A 21,088-nucleotide genomic window follows, 5' to 3' on the forward strand; every position below is an offset into this window, starting at 1 on the left:
GAATGCAACGGATTTTTTATCGTTTTAATAAGATTCTATACGAGTCATTCGCCAATTTTTCTTGTACAACACTTCAATCATTTGATTTATCTTAGCCCTATCATTTAGTGCATTTTTTATAATTTGAACCTCATTTTTTGTAACAGAAAGTCCGAAATATTTTGCTAGTGTTTTTTCTACATTTGCACCTTTTGCAATTTCATTAGCGATTTCAGTTTCCATCCAAATACACCTCCATGAAATTCTTTAATAAAAGTTTAAATTTAAAATATTAAATTCGAATGAACTTAGATTTAAAATTTAGTAAAGATTTGACATGATTCAAATGTTTTAGCACATACTAAGTGACATAAATAGTGGAAGTGAAAAGATATTTTAGAATAGGGAATATATTGATAATTATTTGAATGTAATCCTTTTCGTTGTGAGTGAATTAATTTTATGTTTTAATTTTAAAGACCTTAAATTTTACTGAGAAAATATTGTTTGTTGTTCCGACCTTCATACATAATCAGTAGTAATCGATATTATATCGAAAAAGTAAACATGGGTATTTCAACATATGAAAAAACTTCTAGATGGAGGAAACAAAATGAAATATATTATTTCAATTATCGGTTTATTAATCGTCATAGGGTTAGCATTATTAGCGAGTAATAACCGTAAAAAAGTTAATTATAAACCGATTATTTTAATGGTAGTAATTCAAATTGTATTGGCGGCCTTATTGCTAAATACGAAGTTTGGATTAGTATTAATTAAAGCGATTGCAGAAATTTTCACGAAGCTGCTTGAATACGCTGGTGAAGGAATCTCCTTTGTATTCGGAGGAATTGCTAATAAAGGGGAAGCACCTTTCTTTTTAAACGTTCTCCTTCCGATTGTCTTTATTTCAGTATTGATAGGAATCTTTCAATATTTACGGATCCTTCCATTGATAATGAAAGGGATCGGTTTATTACTTAGTAAGATTAATGGGATGGGGAAACTGGAATCTTATAACGCCGTTGCCTCTGCTATGGTAGGACAATCCGAAGTATTTATAACGGTGAAAAAACAATTGAATCATCTCCCTCCACATCGTTTATATACGTTATGTGCGTCGGCTATGTCGACTGTTTCAATGTCTATTGTTGGCGCTTATATGACAATGATTGAACCAAAATATGTGGTTACGGCGCTCGTCATCAATTTATTTGGCGGATTTATCATCTCTTCGATTATTAATCCATACAAAGTTGATAGCAATGAGGATATTTTAGAAATTCAAGAAGAAAAGCAAAGTTTCTTTGAAATGCTAGGAGAATATATTCTTGATGGCTTTAAAGTAGCAATCATTGTTGGGGCAATGTTAATAGGATTTGTTGCGTTAATAGCAGCTATAAATAATGTGTTTGATTTGATCTTCGGTATTTCGTTCCAGCAAATCCTTGGCTATATTTTCTCCCCTGTTGCCTTTATTATGGGTATTCCTTGGGCAGATGCAGTGAAAGCGGGCGGAATCATGGCGACAAAGCTTGTAACCAATGAATTTGTGGCAATGATTGATCTGACCAAAATTCAATCAAGCTTTAGCTCGCGGACAATTGGTATCATCTCCGTGTTTCTCGTTTCCTTTGCAAACTTCTCATCCATTGGAATTATTGCAGGTGCAGTAAAGGGACTAAGTGAAAAACAAGGGAATACGGTTGCACGATTTGGATTAAAATTATTATATGGTGCTACACTTGTAAGTATATTATCTGCTATTATTGTCAGCTTTGTTTTATAATAAAAAAGGACTTATTTGTTTTTTGAGAGAACAAATGAGTCCTTTTTATTTTCATTAGAAAAAATTTTTCACAGTAGCGTTTCGGAGTATAAATTGGTAGACTTTTCAATATACACTACATCTATCAGTTATGAATGGAGATTAATATGAAGAACATATTAGTTGTTGATGACGAGAGAGAAATTGTAAATTTGATCACGATTTATCTGAAAAATGAAGGATTTCATGTGTTAAAAGCTCACAATGGGGTGGAAGCTCTAACGATTATGAATCATGAGCAGGTAGAGTTGATGATTATAGATATTATGATGCCTGAGATGGACGGGATGGAATTATGTCGCAGGATTAGGGAAAAGAATCAGGTTCCTATTATTATGTTGAGTGCAAAAGGGGAAGATATGGATAAAGTCCTTGGTCTTATGACGGGGGCGGATGATTATATGATTAAGCCATTCAATCCATTGGAGTTGATAGCTCGCGTAAAGTCATTATTAAGAAGATCCTACCAATATAAAATTGACACGCAGTCGAATGAAAGTGAAATTATCAGCATTCATTCACTTGAGATCAATCGCAGCTCACATCAAGTATTAAATGGTGGTATCCCGATTTCGCTAACGGCCAAAGAGTTTGATATTTTATATTTACTTGCTAGTCATCGAGGAAGGGTTTTTAGCACAGAAGAGATTTTTGAACGTGTATGGGATGAGAAATACTTTGCCTCTAATAATACGGTAATGGTTCATATTAGTCATCTAAGAGATAAATTGGAGAAGGAATTAGGTTATAAATTGATCAAAACCGTATGGGGGGTCGGTTACAAGATTGAAGAATAGGTTGATTAATCAAATACAAGGAAAGATTATGCTTCTTATTCTAAGCAGCTTAGTTTTATCTACAATTGTTTTCGCAATCCTTTTCGTCATATTATATATTTTGAAAAATATGTCGGTTATTCCTTATCGTGTATTATACAGTTTTTATCGATTCGATCAAAAATACGGTTATGCATATTTGGGAATGTTCATCTACTTTCTTTTATTTATCTTATTTGTACTCATCCTTAGTCGAGGATGGGGCAGGGACTTTAATAAGGTGTTGGAGGGGACGAAAAAAATATCCGAAGGTGAACTTGATTTTCAAGTTCCCGTTTATTCAAATAATGAATTAGGGGAAATGGCAGGGAATATTAATCGGATTTCCGAACAATTGCACCATTCAATACAAGAGGAACGGCGGGCAGTACAAGGGAAGAACGAATTAATTACGAATGTCTCACATGATCTCAGGACCCCTCTAACATCAATTATGGGGTACTTGCGTTTAATTGAAGAGGATCGCTATAAGGATGAGGTCGAGCTTCGTTATTACGTGAATATCGCGTATGAAAAGGCTATGAACCTAGAACGAATGGTTAGTGATTTATTTGAATACACCCGTGTAAACTTTGGTACTCAGCGGTTAGAAAAAATCGAAATTGACTTAATCCAGCTGTTATCTCAAATTACCGCTCAGTTTATTCCGATTCTTGAAGAGGCAGATATGGCGATTAATTTTATCGCTGTAGATGAAAATATTATGATTAAAGCGGATGCGGATAAATTAGTGAGGGTATTTGAAAATTTAATCTCTAATGGGATGAAGTATGGGAAAGAGGGCAAGAAAATTTTGTTAAGGGCTAAAAAAATGGATGGCCAGGCTATAGTCGAGGTCACTAATTATGGGGAACCGATTTCCTCTGCTGACCTTCCATATATTTTTGACCGGTTTTATCGAGTCGAGAAATCCCGCTCATTAGACACTGGTGGTTCGGGACTTGGTCTTGCCATTACGAAAAGTATTGTCGAACAGCATGATGGTCATATAGAAGTAACGAGTAATAAACAAGAAACAAATTTCACCATTACACTCCCATTAAATCAAATCGCCTATATTGAATAGGTGATTTTTTTTCTTAAGAAAGACTTAAGAAATATTTACATACCACTTAAACTTCACGTTTTATAGTTAAGAAAATGATTTTTAATTAAGGGGCGTTAGTGGTGAAAAAGTTTCTTATTTTATGTGTTGTGCTTTTTATAAGCGGCATTTTATATAAATATCCTGAGTATTTGAAAAAACCGTTCGGTCTTCATTTTGATTCTAATAAAAATTTGATTCAAGGAAAGGCAGGCGTACTGATGGACGAGAGTAGTGGGAAAATCCTTTATGCTAAAAATGCAAATGAACGATTATATCCTGCTAGTACGACAAAAATATTAACCGCATTGATTGCTTTGGAAAAGGCAAATGTAAATGCATCAGTGCGAATAGGAAATGAAGTATTATTAAGAGAACCTGAGGAAAGTTCTGCCGGGTTGAAACCAGGGCAGGTGCTCCCGTTAAAAGTGTTGTTACGAGCAATGTTACTCCCATCCGGGAATGATGCAGCAAGAGCAATCGCTGTCTATATCGCCAAAAAGGATAATAACCAGCCAAATATGTCTTCAGAAGCTGCGTTGGACTACTTTTCCAAATTAATGAACGCGAAAGCAAAGCAAATCGGAGCAACCCATTCACATTTTGTCAACCCACATGGACTACATAATCCTAATCATTATTCAACTGCTCAAGATTTGGCAAAGATTGCAAGAGAGGCGAGAAAATTCAAGGAATTTCGAAAAATCGTTAGTGAAGAGGTGTATAAAGACTCGTCCGAAACCTTTTATAATCGTAATGAGCTTGTAAATCGTAGCAGCCAGCATTATTTTGATGGAGCGGATGGGATAAAAACAGGATTTACAGATGAAGCAGGTTACTGTTTAGTTTCATCTGCTTCAAGAAACGGAAAAAAACTAATTGCAGTCGTGTTGCATTCTTCAAAAGAAAATGTATGGAATGATTCCACCGCCATGTTGGAATATGGATTTCAAGAGAAGTATGCAGAAAAATAGGCTATCAGTAGTTCTATGCTACACTTTAATAAAGCAACTTTTTCATCATTCTGATAGCATTCTTATTTAAAGGGGAGAGGATCTTGAAAAAACGAATTGTTCTTTCATGGAGTGGGGGGAAAGATAGTTGTCAAGCATTGTATGAATTGGTGAAACAAGGGTATGAAATAGCTTGTCTTGTTACTACTGCTCCGAAGGAAATGGGCTTAACCTTTGCGCATGGGGAAAGAATCGAATTAATCGAAGCGCAAGCAAGATCGCTTCGGATTCCAGTCTACGTTATACATTGTTCTTTCGATAGCTATACGGATGACTTCCACAGAGAAATAATAAAGCTAAAGGAAATTTACCAATTAGATGCTATTGCCTTTGGTGATTTATACTTAGATGGGCATCGGGAATGGGGCGAAAAATTAGCGAAAGGCGCGGAACTTGAAGCTCTTTACCCATTATGGATGAGACAAGAGAATGCCATTTGCGCGCTTTCTACTTTTATCGATACAGGTTACCAAGCAATAGTTATCAGAACGATGCATAATCAAGTTCCGGATAAATGGCTTGGAAAACGAATCGATAAAGAATTTTGGAAGGAAATTCAAACGTATGATGTATGTCCGATGGGTGAATCGGGTGAATACCATACATTTGTTTTTGATGGACCATTGTTTCATGAGAAAATAAACTTTCGAACCAGTTCAAAAATCGTTCAGGATCACTCTACTAAACTGGACATTTTTCTAAATGATTAAAAAAATGAATTGAGAGGAATATTTTCACTTTATGATAATAAATATTCCTCGTAAGAAACCACACTATTTATTGTTTCAATAGGCTAATTTCTAAAAAATATTGTTACTTCTAACGGTAATAAAAGCGCAGAGTGGATTGAAGCGGAAGGCACTTGACTCCTGCAGGATTAGCTGGAAAGATGAGACCCCGCAGGGAGCGAAGCGACGAGGAGGCTCATCACCAGCCCTGCGGAAAGCAAGTGCCTGTAGCGGAAAGGAACGGTCTATTACGAAAGCTTTTTAAACATGAAAAATACTATCTAAAACGGCTAATGGATGTTCATAACGACGTCCAAACTCACTTCCGGTATAAAAATACTCAGGTGTTTCCAAATAACTTGAAAGTGTTTGTTCCTTTTTAATCTCCCATTTAAGCTGGTCAATCATATGATCAAACGTATAGGAAGCTGACTGATTAGGAGTATTATATTTAACAGAAATAGAAGCGATTTGCTCTCTATCTTTCATGATAAAAATATCATTTCCGTCATTAGTAAAGGCCTTAAATTCTAATGAATCATAAGCAGCCGTGACTGAATGGTGACTTGTCCTAACAACAAATCCTCTCTCTCTAAAATAATCTTCAAAAGAAGCAAGAAATTCATCGACTTTGATTTTCATTCCGGTCAATACATTGTTTTCATAGAGTTGTTTGTTCTTTTCTTTTAAGTGAATCAATTCCGCTTGTAAGTCTTTTATTTCCGTAGTACTCATATCATCATATCTCCTTTTTTATTTCTTCCTTTAATTTTATCAAAAAAATACGGTAGGCAACAAAATGTAATGATTCATATGGTGGTATAGGAGGTGGTACGAATGGTATATGAAATACATGTGTCTACATCTAAGCGTCGCTTAGCACTTTTGAATAACGGCCGGGTAGTTAAAATCTATCCAATCGGTGTGGGGAAAATGTTAACACCAACGCCGAAGGGTACGTATAGAATCATTAATAAGCAGCCAAATCCGGGCGGACCATTTGGAGTAATGTGGATGGGACTATCAAAACCACATTACGGAATTCATGGAACGAATAATCCTGCATCAATCGGGAAACTGGTCTCCCATGGTTGCATTAGAATGTATAACCAAGATGTTTTATCCCTATCTAAAATAGTGCCGATTGGGACGAAGGTAAGGATAAGTCAGTCATGATTTTACACTCAATGGAAATTATGTAGCCCTAAAAAATAAAGTGAACAAAAAGATAAGATAAATATAAGGTTCTTCTTTGGAGTATGAAGAATATAAATTTTATAAAGGGTTCACTTGAAGGGAGGATAGGTGTCAAGCCAAATCAATTTTGTTTAAACGAAACGCAAATTCTTGGATACCAAGTGTGAAAGATAAACAAAATGGTCCAAATGAATAAAGAAAGGGAAATGGAATCATGGTCTTTGAACCTATTCAAATTAATCTTAGTGAATTGAAAATCAATAGTTGTGACCATTCGAGTGCAATTACTCTAGGATCTGCAGTTATCGTTGGCAGAAGAGTGGTTGCAAAGAAAAACCAACCAATTGGTCAACTTTTATCAGATCGTACCACTGTTATATCCTCTAAAAGTTTTACAATTGATGACGATATTGAAGACTTCTTTCGCACAAAAGGCATATAATCAATTAACCCTGTCCCTTTAGGTCGATGGTCTGATATAAAACATAGGAGGTACGAATATGTTATTTGCACCAGCAGTGATTAATCTTCAGACCTTTAAACTGAATTCAATAGATCACACAGCGGTATTAAATATCGGGCAATGCCAGCTATTAGATATTTTTGTCGCCTATAAAAGGAATCAAGGAATTGGAGAACAAAACGGTGATGGGGTTCGAATAATTTTACCTGTTTCATCCGTGTTAGACTCAGATTTCATTGATAGTCCTGCAGTTAAAAATAGTATTGTTTAGTTTGATGTCGTAAATAAGGAGTGACATGTATGTTTTTTTTCACACCTATGGTTGTTAATCTTCTCGGATTTAAAATTAATTCAGTCGATAACTCCTCTGTTATAAACGCTGGGCCAGTTCAATCAATTGATCAATTTACGGCTTATAAGCGAAACCAAGCTTTTGGAGAATTAAACGGTGATTTATCTCCAACCACTTTGCCTATTACAGCAATTGTTGATCCGGACGTAAGTGACAGCCCCGCTGTTAAAAATAGTGTTATTTAGTCGTACTTTTTCTAATTGTATAAGTTCAGCTAAATAAATTTAACAAATTTTTAAAAGGCTATTGACTTATTATATTTTTCGAAATAATATTAAGACTATTAAATTACAAAATTAAATAAAATGACTATGACTTATCCAGAGAGGTGGAGGGACTGGCCCTTTGAAGCCTCGGCAACGGGTTTGCATTTATGCAAATACCGTGCTAATTCCTGCGAATCGGGGTTTTTTCGATTCGAAAGATAAGAAGTAGATCGGTTAGTTTATACGAACCCTTCTTCTTATCTGTTCTTGGATAAGAAGAAGGGTTTTTTATTTATTGAAAGGGAGGATCAAGCAACATGATTAAATTTGAAGGTGTAGGCAAAGTGTTTCAGTCAAAAGGCAGAGAAGTGGCAGCTGTGCAGGATGTTTCTCTTTCAATCGAAAAGGGTGAAATATTTGGTGTAATTGGTTTTAGTGGTGCTGGAAAAAGTACTTTGCTTCGACTGGTAAATCTTTTAGAAAGGCCAACATCAGGAAAGGTAATTGTTAACGAACAAGAAAATCTCTCCCTATCAGAGAAGGAACTTCGAAAGATGAGACAAAGAATCGGAATGATCTTCCAAACCTTTAATCTATTTAACTCAAGAACGGTGTTCGGAAATGTTGCCTATCCGTTAAAAATAGCAAAAGTGCCGAAACAGGAGATTAATAGAAGAGTAACGGAACTGTTGCAATTTGTCGGGTTAGCTGATAAAGCAAATTATTATCCTGAACAACTGTCAGGAGGACAAAAGCAGAGGGTGGGAATTGCGAGAGCACTAGCCACTTCACCAGACATTTTAATTTGTGATGAAGCGACATCGGCTCTTGATCCGGAAACAACGAGCGATATTTTGACACTATTGAAGAGGGTAAATGAGGAATATAATGTGACGATACTATTGATTACTCATGAAATGCAAGTTATTCGAACAATATGTGATCGTGTTGCTGTGATGGAGAATGGACGAGTGATTGAAGAAGGTAGCGTCTTTAATCTTTTTACTAATCCTACAACTAAAACAACAAAAAACTTTATTAGCTCCGTCCTAAACGACAAAATCTCACCGCAACTTTTTGAAAAATTGTGCGGAAATAAGTCTAGTCATCTATACCGGATTATTTTTACCGGTGAAGAGACGAGTAAACCATTGCTATCAAACATTGCAAAGTCCTTTGAAGTAGATGTAAATATTCTTTATGGAAATATTAGCGAAATACAGGAAGTTCTCTTTGGTAATTTAATTGTTGAGTTACAAGGGAATCAAGTAGAGATAGGAAGAGCTGTTAATCATTTGAAACAATATGTAGAAGTGCAGGAGGTTACAAGTCATGCAAGTTGATTGGAGTACATTTTGGCCAAGGATATTCCAAGCATCCGGTCAAACGATAACAATGGTTATTTTTACACTGATTTTTGCAACAATATTTGGCTCAATCATTGGGTTGCTCCTTTTTGTGACAAGAAAGGGGAATATTTTAGAGAATCAAACGGTTTCTACGATTCTTAATATCTTAATTAATATTATTCGGCCAATTCCATTCATTATTTTTTTAGTAGCGATTAGTCCTTTGACCCGTGCTGTGATGGGGTCAACTATCGGAACGGCCGCTGCCATTTTTCCGATGACTATTGCAGCATCCTTTGGAATTGCTCGCGTTGTCGAGAATAATTTAGTGTCTATCGATCCTGGAATCATCGAGGCGGCAAAAGCGATGGGTGCCAGTAAACTTCAAATTATTTTTGGCGTATTAATTCGAGAAGCATTAGGACCATTAATCCTTGGTATAACCTTTATTACAGTAGGATTAATCGATTTCTCTGCCATGGCTGGAACTGTTGGTGGCGGCGGTCTCGGAGATTTAGCGATGACATATGGTTATCAGCGATTTGATAAATCTGTCATGATTGTTACGGTCGTGCTATTGATTATCCTTGTTCAAATTGCTCAATTCATTGGAAACTATCTAGCAAAAATTTTCTTGCGAAGATAATGAATAATACAAAACATCAGAAGAAAGAGGAAACAATGTGAAAAAGACAATTTTATTAAGTGTTATTGCAGTATTTATCTTTTCCCTTTTAGCTGCTTGCGGAAAAGAAACGAGTGGCAACTCTAAAGTGGTGACCATTGGTGTAACAGGGTCGGATGGACAAATGTGGGATATTATTAAGGAAAAAGCAAAAAAAGAAGGGATTACGATTAAGTTAAAAGAGTTCTCGGATTATACGATCCCTAACCAGGCATTAGCAGATGGAGACATCGATTTAAATGCATTTCAACATATTGCTTTCTTAAATCAATTCAAAGAAGAACATAAATTAGATATTACACCAATTGGAACAACACAAATTGCTCCTATGGGAATGTTTTCAGACAAATACAAATCACCAAAGGAAATTCCTGCAGGCGGAGAGATTGCTATTCCGAATGATCCGTCTAACCAGGCACGAGCCTTATTATTGTTACAATCAGCGGGTTTAATCAAATTGAAAGATGATTTCGGCCTTTTCGGTGATCCAACTGGAATCATAGATAATCCAAAAAAGTTAAAGATTACCCCTGTTGTTGCACAACAGACTCCACGAGTATTAAAAGATGTTGCTGCGTCGGTAATTAATAATGGTGTGGCGGGCCAAGCCGGACTGAATATTACGAAAGAATCCATTTATTTAGAGGATCCCAATAGTGATTCGGTAAAACCTTATATCAATATTATTGCTGCACGTTCGAAAGATAAAGATAATAAGACATACGAAAAAATTATAAAGATCTATCATAGCAAAGAAGTGGAAGAGGCGGTTAAAAAGGATACAAAAGGCGGATCAATTGTAGTGGATATGCCAATTCAAGACCTTGAAAGTATCATTAAATAGGAAGAAGTTATTCAGGAAACGAAGGATAATAACTATTTAATTCCGATTAAATCTATGCGATAAATCACATATAAAAGGAGAGAATGAAGGATGACAATCCAAACGAAAAGTTTAAGAGGGGTAATTAATCAAAGTATTGAAGAGGCTAAACAATTGTATATTGAAACAAGTCACAAAATCCATAGAAAACCTGAAATTGGAAACCAAGAATATTTCGCATCAAAAACATTAACCGAAATTCTTGAGAATGCTGGATTTACTGTAACACGTAATGTAGCTGGACATGAAACAGGATTTGTTGCAAGAAAAGCAGCAGTTAAAAATGGTCCGAAAATCGCCTTTTTAGCTGAATATGATGCATTGCCGGGTTTAGGTCATGCATGTGGACATAATATTATCGGCACGACAAGTGTTGCTGCTGGCATTGCCTTAGCAAAAGTAATTGATGAAACAGGCGGTGAAGTGATTGTTTTTGGAACACCCGCAGAAGAAGGAGGGCCAAATGGCAGTGCAAAAGGAAGTTTTGTCAAACATGGATTGCTGGAGGGAATCGATGTCGCGCTTATGATTCATCCATCCGGAAAAACAAGTTTAACGTCTCCGTCTCTTGCAGTCGACCCTCTTGATTTTCATTTTTACGGGAAAGCGGCACATGCTTCGGGTTCACCCGAAAAGGGAATAAATGCGCTAGATGCTGTTATTCAATTGTTTAATGGTATTAATGCATTGCGCCAGCAACTACCTACAGATGTACGGATTCACGGCATCATTACTCATGGTGGTGATGCACCTAATATTATTCCAGAATATGCTTCTGCTAGATTTTTTATACGTGCCAGTACATGGAAACGAGCCGAGGGAATTTCAAAGAAAGTCCGAAACATTGCCGAAGGGGCAGCTCTTGCAACAGGCAGCACAGTAAAAATAGAACGATTCCAAAATGAAGTACATGATTTTATCATTAACGATTCTCTTGATCGAATTGTTGGGGAAGAACTATCTTTATTAGGAGAAAAAGTTTTTTCTGAAAAAGGGAAAGGAATTGGATCAACAGATGCAGGTAATATTAGCCATGTTGTGCCAACCGCCCATCCACATATCAAAATTGGACCGGATGATTTAATTGGTCATACGAATGAATTTCGTGAATGTGCAGGCTCATTAGAAGGGGATAAAGCGTTAATAACTGGGGCGAAGGCATTAGCATTCACAGGATTTCGTCTATTAACAGATTCACGCTTGCTTGCAGAAATTCGTGCAGATTTCGAAGCAAGAAATATAGAATAGCACAGGAAGAGGTGGTAGATGATACCACCTCTTTATTAATGATATTTCAAAATATTTTTAGAAAATCTCCGAGAAATATGTTATTATTATTTGTCCTTAAATGAGACATGTATTTTTCAGAATGTTTTACTATTTTAATATAAGAATTACTATTATGGTACATTTCGTTTTCTCGGAGGTAAGTAATGACGAAGAAAGAATCATTTACATTTATAATAGCGATTGGCTTTATGCTATTCGCTTTATTTTTTGGAGCGGGAAATTTAATTTTTCCAGTTATGCTCGGTCAATCAGCAGGTACAGCGATTTGGTCGGCAAATGCAGGGTTTGTGATAACTGGTGTTGGTTTACCTCTACTAGGAGTACTTGCGTTAGGATTCTCTGGTAAAAGCGATTTAAGATCGCTTGCGAGTCGAGCGCATCCAATTTTTGGATTGATTTTTACAACTATTCTTTATTTAGCGATTGGTCCGCTATTTGCTATACCAAGGACCGGGAGCGTTTCATTTGAAATTGGTGTTAAGCCTTTTCTGCCTGCTCATGTAAGCTTTATACCATTATTACTATTTACTGTACTTTTTTTCGGAATAACGTGCTATTTTGCTTTAAATACATCGAAAATTGTGGACATAGTAGGTAGAATATTAACTCCTTTGTTATTAATTTTTATTGGAATATTGATTGTAACGGCAGTCATTCATCCGATGGGGAAATTAAGTATGCCCACGGAGTATTATATGAATCATTCTTTTTTTAAAGGCTTCCAAGAAGGCTATTTAACAATGGATACATTAGCTGCTTTTGTTTTTGGAATTATTGTCATTCAAGCCATTAAAGATAAAGGGATATCAGGTAAAGGAAAAATTATGATGACCTGTTTGAAGGCGGGATTAATTGCGGCGGGTCTCCTAGCAATCATTTACACCACTCTATCCTTTATTGGTGCGTCAAGTGTTGAAGAACTGGGCATATTAGATAATGGTGCAACAATCTTGGCTGGTGTATCTCATCATTATTTTGGCCAATATGGACGGATATTACTAGGATTTATTGTAGTTGCTGCATGTTTAACAACGAGTATCGGCTTAATATCTTCTAGTGCTATCTATTTTCATAAGATGTTTCCAATGGTGTCCTATAAACTATTCACTATCATCTTGTCTATAGTTAGTACAATATTTGCTAATGTTGGATTAATGAAATTAATTAGCATTTCAGAACCAATTCTCGTTGCGATTTACCCATTAGCTATCTGTTTAATTTTCTTAACATTCTTTCATTCACTTTTCAAAGGGAAATCGGAAGTATATATATGTAGTTTATTATTTACATTTATCATTAGTGTTTTTGACGGGTTGAAAGCAACAGGCATTCAAATTCATTCAATTGATCAGCTGTTATCTAGAATTATCCCTTTATATACTGTTGGTATGGGGTGGCTGCTTCCTGCTATAATTGGAGGAATAATTGGATATATAATTAGCATGCTAAAAAGAAAGAAACATAAGTGTAACAATTGAAATCATTTTTTGACCTTCTCATCCAATTTTATAGATGACAAATTTTCGTTTTTCGAAGATAATATAAAAGTTGGGTAAACCACACTTTAAATTAAAGAAAATTGAGGGATTATATGAGCTCAAGATTAAATAAGAAAAAAAGAAAAGTACGTAAAGGAAGAATCGCCCTTTTCATCATTGTCTTATTAATTATCGGTATAGCAGGCTTTGCTTATTCGCAATACAAAGCAGGTGTGAATCAAGCTGGTAAAGGAATAGATAAACAAGAAAATATTGAGTTTAATGGAAAAAAGGATAAAAACGGAAGAGTCAACTTCCTTTTATTAGGAATTGATAAGCGGAAAAACGAAACAAAGTCACATACAGATACGATTATGGTCGCACAGTATGACCCTAAAAATGATGATATTAAAATCATTTCATTAATGCGTGATATGTTTGTAGATGTTCCCGGTTATAAAAAGTGGAAAATCAATACAGCGTTTTTCTTGGATGGTCCTGAACTACTTCGAAAAACGATTCAGCAGAATTTCGGCCTTGATGTCCAATATTATGTCATGGTAGATTTCAAAGGTTTTGAAAAAGTGGTTGATACTCTTGCTCCAAACGGAATCGAAATCGATGTGGAGAAAAGAATGTCCAAAAATATCGGTGTGACATTAGAACCTGGGGTGCAAAAGTTAAACGGGAAAGAATTGCTTGGCTATGCACGATTTAGACATGATGCAGAAGGTGACTTCGGGCGTGTAGCTCGACAACAAAAAGTGATTAATGCGTTAAAAAATGAAGTACTTAGTGTGAATGGTATTACAAAAGCTCCTAAGCTTTTTGGAACAGTACAGCCATATATTCAAACGAATATGGGGACTAAGGATAGTATTGCTCTAGTTACGAAAGTATTATTAAATAAACCGGATAAGATTAATACGTTAACTGTTCCAGTCAAGAATTCTTATACAAATGGCTATTCAGACTACGCTGGTGCAGTATTAGAAGTCGATCTTGAAAAAAACAGACAAGCCATTGATAACTTTTTAAATGGTACGTCGAAAGAAGAAACCAATACAACGGATCAACAATCTAATCCGTAATTTTGAATGAGACCAAATCAGTATGTGATTTGGTCTTTTGTTATATTGTGGACTGGGCTTGGCTTGGAGGTGGACACTCGTTCCGTTATCTGTGAAAAAATGGGGGATTTCCTTCTGTTTGCGGACATAGAGTCCGTTATTTTATAAAAAGGTCGGAAATTCCCGTTATTTTTCGTAAATAGCGGACCTGGTGTCCGACTAGCTCTTAAATTTAGGTCATTTTTGAAAAATAGCGGACTCCATGTCCGCAAACAATGTGAAAATAATTCAAATTCATATTCAGTTCATAAACCCGTTGTATAGTAATAATAGAATCATAAACATGAAAGGATGTAAAACATATATGGAGGGAACTACCAAACATAAAGGATGGCGTCAGTTTGTCCAATTGGTGCGGGGAACAAAGCCTTCGAAACTGCTTCTTAGTATTGCTTTATTTTTAAGTATCAGTACAACTTTAGTTGGTTTACTTGTCCCGTTATTTACAAAAAACTTAATTAATGACTTTTCACTTAGTTCATTGAGCACGGGGAAAATCATGCTACTTGCATCAGCTATGATCGTGCAAGCTTTGGCAAGCGGTCTTTCAATCTATATGCTCAATCATATTGGTCAATCGGTCGTAGCGGGGATAAGAGATCGATTATGGAAGAAGCTACTTGTATTACCTATTTCTTATTATGATGATCATCAAACAGGTGAAACGGTAAGTAGAATGACGAATGATACCGCTGTTGTGAAAGGGCTAATTACAGACCATCTAGCTAATTTTCTAACAGGAATCATTTCAATAGTTGGGTCGGTTATCGTTTTGCTCCTTTTGGATTGGCGAATGACATTAGTTATGTTTATTGCCATTCCCTTAGCATTTGTTATCCTTTTTCCATTAGGGAAAAAAATGCATATCGTTTCTAAAGGTATGCAGGATGAAACCGCCAGCTTTACGTCCGTGATTCAACAAGTGCTATCGGAGATACGATTAGTCAAAGCATCCAATGCGGAAAAAATAGAATATAACAATGGAAAGAAAGGAATTAACCAATTATTTCAATATGGGTTAAAAGAAGCTAAGATCCAGGCATTAATTGGACCACTTATCGGTTTAGTTATTATGTTGCTGCTTGTCGTTATTTTAGGTTACGGTGGGATGCGAGTTTCATCAGGTGCCTTAACTGCAGGCGATTTAGTGGCATTTATTATGTACTTATTTCAAATCGTTATGCCAATGGGACAATTAACAGCATTTTTTACCCAATTTCAAAAAGCAACGGGTGCCACGGAACGAATTATAACGATTTTAGATTCTGATGAAGAAAGTAATGAAATGAAGGAAGACGTTCCAAATATGAACCAACAAATTATTGTGGATCATTTAACTTTTGCCTATAAGGAAGGGGAATCGGTTCTTCAAGATATTAGTTTTTCAGTTGAGTCAGGAAAAGTTACCGCAATTGTCGGTCCGAGTGGCAGTGGGAAAACTACATTGTTCTCATTATTGGAACAATTTTATCAACCGCAACTGGGATCTGTTAGCCTGGGCGGTGTACCAATTGATCACTTTTCTCTTCAATCTTGGCGAAGTCAAATTGGCTATGTATCTCAGGAAAGTCCAATCATTGCCGGATCGATACGTGATAATATCCGCTACGGTTTAGAAAAAGAGGTAACAGAAGAAGAATTTATTCGTGTAGCTAAAATGGCGTATGCGGATCAATTTATACAAGATTTGCCGCAAGGATTCGATACTGAAGTTGGTGAAAGAGGTGTAAAGCTCTCGGGTGGACAACGTCAAAGGATTGCTATTGCACGTGCCTTTTTAAGAGATCCAAAAATATTAATGCTAGATGAAGCAACGTCAAGCCTTGATAGTAAATCAGAACTGGTGGTCCAACAAGCATTACAAAACCTTATGAAAGGGAGAACAACCCTAGTGATTGCTCATCGTTTATCAACGGTTATTGATGCCGATCACATTCTCTTTTTCGAAAAAGGTAAAATCACCGGAAGTGGGACACATGCGGAACTTATACAATCTCACTCACTATATCGTGAATTTGCAGAGCAACAATTAAGAATGACAGAAACAGTTGGATAGAGAAAGGAATGAGGATGTATGACGAAGGTATTAATTGTTGATGATGACTCCCATATTCGTGAACTCGTCCTCCTTTTTTTAAAAAAGGAGGGTTTTGAGCTGTACGAAGCATCGGATGGGATAAAGGCTTTGGACGTAATGGAAAAAGTGAAAATTGATCTTGCTATTATTGATATTATGATGCCGAATATGGATGGATGGCAATTATGTCAAGAGATAAGAGAATCCAGTGACCTGCCGATTCTCATGTTAACAGCTAAGGGAGAGACAGCACAAAAGGTAAAAGGATTTGAACTTGGAGCGGATGATTACCTTGTGAAACCATTTGAACCGATTGAACTCGCGGCAAGAGTGAAAGCATTACTAAAAAGGTACAATATTACCGTTTCTCAAACGGTAGAAATGGGTGAATTTAAGCTAAATCGAAAGACACATGAAATATCTTTTAAGGAAAATGAGTTTACAATCCCGTTAAAGGAATTTGAGCTTTTATTTAAATTGGCCAGCTATCCGGGGAAAACCTTTTCCAGAGAGCAGCTAATTGAGGACATATGGGGATATGATTATGAAGGGGACGAGAGAACAGTTGATGTTCATATTAAGAGGCTAAGAGAACGGTTTTCTGAAATTGAGTTTCCATTTTGCATTAAAACGATTAGAGGATTGGGATATCGACTCGAGGTTAGAACATGAAGATAAAAAAGTTTTTTCGACACATGTTAGGAGTTCTCTTTTTTTTAATTCTTTTATCCGCTAGCTTTTCAGCAGGTTACTTCGTTGAACGGTCTGTATATAAAACGTTCGATTTTCATCTATCCGATTACCTTCGCCATTTGATTGCATTAGCTTTCGGTTTCTTAATTATGGGTGGAGTGGGTTATCTTTTTTCGTTGTTGGCACAATCAAAACATCGAAGAAATTATATTCAAGAAGTAATCGATGCTTTAAGAAAAATTTCTAAAGGTGATTTCACAGTACATTTAAATTTAAAAATAGATAAGGAACATCCATTTGGACAGGTGGTTGATCACATTAATCATATGGCAAAACAGTTAAAGCAAATGGAGGATATGCGTCAGGAATTTATTTCAAATGTATCGCATGAAATTCAATCGCCACTTACATCTATCAGTGGCTTTGCGCGAGCATTGCAGCATGACCAGTTAAGTCAGGAGGAACGTTCCCATTATTTAAATATTATTGAAACGGAAAGCATTCGATTATCAAAATTAAGTGATAATTTATTAAAACTAACTTCTCTTGAGTCAACGAACCATCCGTTTGAGCGAAAAAGCTATTATCTGGATACACAAATAAGAAATATTATTCTAGCTTGTGAAGTGCAATGGATGGAAAAAGAATTGGACATGGACGTATCTCTTGATAAGATAAGCATTGTCGGTGATGAAGACTTAATGAGTCAGGTCTGGACGAATTTGATTCATAACAGTATTAAATTCACACCGAATCGAGGGAAGATCCGAGTTCAACTAAGACAAGTAGATGATAAAGCTGTCGTAAAAATAATTGATAATGGAATCGGGATTTCAAAAGAAGACCAAATCCATGTGTTTGAACGGTTTTATAAAGCGGATAAAGCGAGAGAGCGTTCAAAAGGTGGCAGCGGGTTAGGGTTATCCATCGTTAAAAAGATTATTGACATGCATGAAGGGACAATTTTTGTAGAAAGTGAAGAAGGAAAGGGAACAGTATTTACAATTTTTATTCCAATAAGGCTAACTCAAAAAACCGTATAATGGTTTTGGAGAGTTAGTCAATTTTTTTATCAATTAAAATCAAGGATGTAAGCGATAACAAAATTAGAGTAATTATTCAGAAAATCTTGTATAATAAAATAATAGATACGAAATCTTTTTATCATTGTGGGGGATCATTTATGAGCCAATTCACCTTAAAAGGAAAAACTGTAGAATTAAAAAAACCGAGTTTTGAAGAATTAGCGTTTGTTCAGTGGTTATGGTCGGATGAGGAAACGATGAAATCAAGCGGGGGGCCAATCACTTTTTCGGAAGAAGAAAAAAAGCGTTGGTATGAAATTATGGTAAATCCGAGTAATGGAAAGCATCTATACTGCCTTGTATATAATGAATTGAACAAGCCAGTAGGTGAGGTTAGCTTCCATCAATACGATAAAATAACAAAAGCAGCCGAATTTAATATCAAAATTGCTTATGCTGAACGAGGAAAAGGCTATGGGTCCGAAGCAGCTAAACTACTTTTAAATTACTATTTTAATAAATGGAATGGGGAAATAATGAGAGATTCTCTTGCCATTGATAATATAGAAGGACAAAACACGGTGCTGCGTTTCGGGTTCGATAAGGTATATACGACTAAAGATGACTTTCTCGTTGCGATGACAAAAGAGAAATTTAACCGCATATATCATAATGAGGCAGGAAAATAATTTTTCCCGCTTCTAAAATCGAAATTTTGATAAAAAGTCTAAAAATTGCTTTTCCTTTGGATGCTCATATTTTAATATCGCATATGTTTTCGCAATTGGCAGCTTCAAAAAATGACAAGGTGCTTCTAGTAATCTGCCTTCTAATAATTCGCGTCTAACAGTAGAGGACGGAAGAAACGATATACCGAGTCCCTCAATAATGAATCGCCTCGTAACATGAACCTGGGAGACGGCCATTGTTTTTAGCATCGGAAATTGTGGACGCAACGATTGTAGCAGACCATCCCAGTATTCCGGATGATTATGAGTGATTAAATGATGATTCCTTAGAAGCTCCTCTGCATCAAGCGGTGGAGCAGTTTCGCTATCCCTTCCGTCATGTGGAACTACAAGAATGACTGGATCTTCGTAAAGTGGTCGGCATATGAGATCGGAATTATTGAAATGTAAGCGTGAAAGTCCTAAATCCACTTCCCCCGTCAGAACGGCTTCAGATATATTCATGGAATCGAGAACTTGGACGGAAATCTCAATTTCTGGATGAATGAGCATAAATTGTTTTAATACATACGGCATGATAGATTCTGCTATTAATGGTGACATGGCTAATGTAAGCTTTTGTGAATATCCTTGACGAAAGCGATCTAAGTCGGCCATTCCATTTTCGTACACTTCAAGCATATTCTTGGCAATGGGTAAAAATCTTTTTCCTGCCTCGGTTAAGATCACCTTCCTGCCATCCCTTTCAAACAAAGGACTCCCAATCTCTTCTTCAAGTAGTTTAATTTGAACCGTTACCGTTGGCTGCGAGATATAAAGCTCCTCTGCTGCTTTTCGGAAATTTTCATGTTTTGCCGCAGTTGTAAAGGTATGTAGCCATTTAAAATCCATTTTTTTATCCCCTGATTATAAAATTTAATTAATTTAATTATAATTGTTTAATTTTATTAATCAATGAAAGCAACTATACTTAAAGTATCAAATACGAGAGGATGGTTCGATATGATTCAACACGGATTAAAAGGAGTTATTGCAGCAGAAACGGCAATTAGCTTTATTGATGGAAATAAAGGCTATTTAGTTTATAGGGGAAAAGAAGCGAAGGAAATCGCTTTAAATTATTCATTTGAAGAAGCTGCTTATTTCTTGTGGCACGGGACCTTCCCAACAAAAGAAGAACTAGCTTCTCTTAACCAAAAGCTGAAAAATAATCGAACTCTTCCTCAAAATATCGAAAAGATCATGCAGCTATTGCCAAATGATATGGAATTAATGAGCGTGATCAGAACGGTTGTATCAAGTTTAGGAAATTCACAATATAAATGGAAACCGACAATTGATGAAGCGATCCGTTTAACAGCAATCATCCCAACAATTATCGCTTATTGGAAAAGGAAAATATCTGGATTACAGCCAGTTACTCCTAACGAGGACTATGGACATGTGGAGAACTATTTATATATGTTAACCGGAAAAAAACCGTTGGATGTACATGTGAAAACACTCGAAACATATATGATCTTAACAATGGAGCATGGGATGAACGCATCGACCTTTTCTGCGAGGGTAACAGTTTCAACCGAATCGGATATGATTTCCGCAATCACCTCTGCGATCGGAACAATGAAAGGTCCACTGCACGGCGGCGCACCTTCAGATGTGACGATAATGTTGAACGAAATTGGAACGAAAGAAAATGCGGAATCTTGGTTACGAGCCAAACTAGAAAATGGCGAAAGACTAATGGGGTTTGGTCATAGAGTATATAAAACAAAGGATCCCCGCGCACTTGCTTTAAAGGAAAAAGCGTTAGAAATTGGTCAAGATGATCCATGGTTAGCCTTAGCGTTGCATGTAGAAGAAACCGCAATTCAACTTCTTGAAGAATATAAACCCGGCCGAAAACTATATACAAATGTAGAGTTCTTTGCCGCTGCGGTTATGAGGGCGATTAATATGGAAGATGATTTATTTACACCAACTTTCACTGCAAGCAGAGTGGTTGGTTGGAGTGCGCATGTGTTAGAACAAGCGGAAAGAAATGTGATTTTTAGACCGGAATCTCAATATATTGGTTCATTGCCTTTTTTAATGAATTGA

General features: G+C 36.2%; 23 protein-coding genes and 1 riboswitch. Of the genes, 20 read left to right on the top strand and 3 right to left on the bottom strand.

Features of this window, described 5'->3' with window-relative positions; translation table 11 throughout:
• Positions 1 to 24 precede the first annotated feature (24 nt).
• Entirely contained in the window at positions 25 to 222 is a 198-nt protein-coding gene (locus I5776_RS01825; protein WP_202778712.1) for a hypothetical protein, read from the bottom strand.
• Positions 223 to 592: 370 nt separating this feature from the next.
• On the opposite strand from I5776_RS01825, the gene I5776_RS01830 reads away from it, so the two are divergent.
• From I5776_RS01830 to I5776_RS01850, 5 genes are all read left to right on the top strand, one after another.
• Positions 593 to 1,771 carry a NupC/NupG family nucleoside CNT transporter gene (locus I5776_RS01830; protein ID WP_202778713.1) on the top strand — a complete coding sequence of 393 codons (1,179 nt, stop codon included), beginning with the start codon at positions 593 to 595 and terminating at the stop codon, positions 1,769 to 1,771.
• Positions 1,772 to 1,905: 134 nt separating this feature from the next.
• A complete protein-coding gene (locus I5776_RS01835; protein ID WP_425490321.1) occupies positions 1,906 to 2,607 on the top strand; it encodes a response regulator transcription factor in 702 nt (233 codons plus the stop codon).
• Complete coding sequence (locus tag I5776_RS01840) at positions 2,597 to 3,712, top strand: sensor histidine kinase (RefSeq protein ID WP_246483877.1); 1,116 nt, start codon at positions 2,597 to 2,599, stop codon at positions 3,710 to 3,712. The genes I5776_RS01835 and I5776_RS01840 overlap by 11 nt, the downstream gene beginning before the upstream one ends.
• A 170-nt stretch (positions 3,713 to 3,882) precedes the next feature.
• Complete coding sequence (locus I5776_RS01845) at positions 3,883 to 4,704, top strand: D-alanyl-D-alanine carboxypeptidase family protein (RefSeq protein WP_213085692.1); 822 nt, start codon at positions 3,883 to 3,885, stop codon at positions 4,702 to 4,704.
• A gap of 83 nt (positions 4,705 to 4,787) precedes the next feature.
• A complete protein-coding gene (locus tag I5776_RS01850) occupies positions 4,788 to 5,453 on the top strand; it encodes a Dph6-related ATP pyrophosphatase (RefSeq protein WP_202778716.1) in 666 nt (221 codons plus the stop codon).
• A gap of 279 nt (positions 5,454 to 5,732) precedes the next feature.
• On the opposite strand, the gene I5776_RS01855 is transcribed toward I5776_RS01850, so the two are convergent.
• Complete coding sequence (locus I5776_RS01855; RefSeq protein ID WP_202778717.1) at positions 5,733 to 6,206, bottom strand: hypothetical protein; 474 nt, start codon at positions 6,204 to 6,206, stop codon at positions 5,733 to 5,735.
• A 102-nt stretch (positions 6,207 to 6,308) separates the two neighbouring features.
• Here I5776_RS01855 and I5776_RS01860 point away from each other — a divergent pair, with 102 nt between their 5' ends.
• The 14 genes from I5776_RS01860 to I5776_RS01925 all read left to right on the top strand — a co-directional run bounded on the left by I5776_RS01860 (position 6,309) and on the right by I5776_RS01925 (position 18,988).
• Complete coding sequence (locus I5776_RS01860) at positions 6,309 to 6,647, top strand: L,D-transpeptidase (protein ID WP_202778718.1); 339 nt, start codon at positions 6,309 to 6,311, stop codon at positions 6,645 to 6,647.
• 235 nt (positions 6,648 to 6,882) lie between these two features.
• On the top strand, positions 6,883 to 7,110 hold the full coding sequence (locus I5776_RS01865) for a hypothetical protein (RefSeq protein WP_202778719.1): 228 nt from the start codon (positions 6,883 to 6,885) through the stop codon (positions 7,108 to 7,110).
• Between the two features lie 58 nt (positions 7,111 to 7,168).
• Entirely contained in the window at positions 7,169 to 7,402 is a 234-nt protein-coding gene (locus I5776_RS01870; protein ID WP_202778720.1) for a hypothetical protein, read from the top strand.
• Positions 7,403 to 7,431: 29 nt separating this feature from the next.
• A complete protein-coding gene (locus tag I5776_RS01875; RefSeq protein ID WP_202778721.1) occupies positions 7,432 to 7,668 on the top strand; it encodes a spore germination protein in 237 nt (78 codons plus the stop codon).
• Between the two features lie 128 nt (positions 7,669 to 7,796).
• A riboswitch (SAM riboswitch) is annotated at positions 7,797 to 7,914 on the top strand.
• A gap of 92 nt (positions 7,915 to 8,006) precedes the next feature.
• Complete coding sequence (locus I5776_RS01880; protein ID WP_202778722.1) at positions 8,007 to 9,032, top strand: methionine ABC transporter ATP-binding protein; 1,026 nt, start codon at positions 8,007 to 8,009, stop codon at positions 9,030 to 9,032.
• Positions 9,022 to 9,684 (top strand): methionine ABC transporter permease, encoded by a 663-nt coding sequence (locus I5776_RS01885; protein WP_202778723.1) that lies wholly within the window; start codon positions 9,022 to 9,024, stop codon positions 9,682 to 9,684. The genes I5776_RS01880 and I5776_RS01885 overlap by 11 nt, the downstream gene beginning before the upstream one ends.
• Before the next feature lie 37 nt (positions 9,685 to 9,721).
• Positions 9,722 to 10,567, top strand: coding sequence for a MetQ/NlpA family ABC transporter substrate-binding protein (locus I5776_RS01890; RefSeq protein ID WP_202778724.1), 846 nt, complete (start codon positions 9,722 to 9,724; stop codon positions 10,565 to 10,567).
• Positions 10,568 to 10,657: 90 nt separating this feature from the next.
• Positions 10,658 to 11,854 carry a M20 family metallopeptidase gene (locus tag I5776_RS01895; RefSeq protein WP_202778725.1) on the top strand — a complete coding sequence of 399 codons (1,197 nt, stop codon included), beginning with the start codon at positions 10,658 to 10,660 and terminating at the stop codon, positions 11,852 to 11,854.
• A gap of 185 nt (positions 11,855 to 12,039) precedes the next feature.
• Positions 12,040 to 13,374, top strand: coding sequence for a branched-chain amino acid transport system II carrier protein (gene brnQ, locus I5776_RS01900; protein WP_202778726.1), 1,335 nt, complete (start codon positions 12,040 to 12,042; stop codon positions 13,372 to 13,374).
• 113 nt (positions 13,375 to 13,487) lie between these two features.
• Entirely contained in the window at positions 13,488 to 14,465 is a 978-nt protein-coding gene (locus tag I5776_RS01905; RefSeq protein ID WP_202778727.1) for an LCP family protein, read from the top strand.
• Between the two features lie 343 nt (positions 14,466 to 14,808).
• A complete protein-coding gene (locus I5776_RS01910) occupies positions 14,809 to 16,560 on the top strand; it encodes an ABC transporter ATP-binding protein (protein WP_246483878.1) in 1,752 nt (583 codons plus the stop codon).
• Between the two features lie 18 nt (positions 16,561 to 16,578).
• The gene (locus tag I5776_RS01915; protein WP_108072904.1) at positions 16,579 to 17,253 is read left to right on the top strand and encodes a response regulator transcription factor; all 675 of its coding nucleotides are present in this window, start codon (positions 16,579 to 16,581) and stop codon (positions 17,251 to 17,253) included.
• Positions 17,250 to 18,317 carry a sensor histidine kinase gene (locus tag I5776_RS01920; RefSeq protein ID WP_202778729.1) on the top strand — a complete coding sequence of 356 codons (1,068 nt, stop codon included), beginning with the start codon at positions 17,250 to 17,252 and terminating at the stop codon, positions 18,315 to 18,317. Before I5776_RS01915 ends, I5776_RS01920 begins: the two co-directional genes overlap by 4 nt.
• 140 nt (positions 18,318 to 18,457) lie before the next feature.
• A complete protein-coding gene (locus I5776_RS01925; RefSeq protein WP_202778730.1) occupies positions 18,458 to 18,988 on the top strand; it encodes a GNAT family N-acetyltransferase in 531 nt (176 codons plus the stop codon).
• A 12-nt stretch (positions 18,989 to 19,000) separates the two neighbouring features.
• On the opposite strand, the gene I5776_RS01930 is transcribed toward I5776_RS01925, so the two are convergent.
• Positions 19,001 to 19,879: a LysR family transcriptional regulator gene (locus I5776_RS01930; protein WP_202778731.1), complete on the bottom strand. Its 879-nt coding sequence runs from the start codon at positions 19,877 to 19,879 to the stop codon at positions 19,001 to 19,003.
• Positions 19,880 to 19,990: 111 nt separating this feature from the next.
• Here I5776_RS01930 and I5776_RS01935 point away from each other — a divergent pair, with 111 nt between their 5' ends.
• Positions 19,991 to 21,088 (top strand): citrate synthase/methylcitrate synthase, encoded by a 1,098-nt coding sequence (locus tag I5776_RS01935; protein WP_202778732.1) that lies wholly within the window; start codon positions 19,991 to 19,993, stop codon positions 21,086 to 21,088.

The organism is Heyndrickxia vini (assembly GCF_016772275.1).
Lineage (GTDB): Bacteria > Bacillota > Bacilli > Bacillales > Bacillaceae_C > Heyndrickxia > Heyndrickxia vini.